This is a genomic window from Pseudomonas sp. FSL W7-0098 (genome assembly GCF_005930585.1).
Lineage (GTDB): Bacteria > Pseudomonadota > Gammaproteobacteria > Pseudomonadales > Pseudomonadaceae > Aquipseudomonas > Aquipseudomonas bubulae.
The window spans coordinates 1-322 of record NZ_RXHW01000028.1 but is presented as its reverse complement, the minus strand read 5'-3'; the positions used below and the strand labels follow the sequence as shown (position 1 = coordinate 322).

At 34.5% G+C, this 322-nt stretch carries 1 protein-coding gene; it reads right to left on the bottom strand.

Annotation, left to right across the window (positions count from 1 at the left end; genetic code table 11):
- On the bottom strand, nt 1-322 hold a 322-nt coding region (locus FHL07_RS23540; RefSeq protein WP_138738991.1), incomplete at both ends, for a hypothetical protein.

The window sequence follows — 322 nt, the reverse complement described above, 5'->3', positions numbered from 1 at the left end:
TTCTTCTACTGTTTTATGTAAGTCGTAGTAGAACACACCAGTATAGTGTTTGTCTTCTTCTTTAGTCCAATTTTTATAATCGGTATCGTCCATGATTTCATTAACCATTTCAGAATGTTCGTTTAGATTTGTAACAAGAATTTCTAGGGCTTTTTTAGACGCTTTATGCCGTTTTGCCGTGAATTCGTACGCCTTAGCAACTTCTTGAAGCATACTAAACAAGTCAATGTATTGGGCTTTAGCATAAGCAGGTACTTTACTTTCATCTGTTGGAAAATGTTCGTCTACTTTTTCATCATGTAATTTCAAAGTGTCGTTAAGT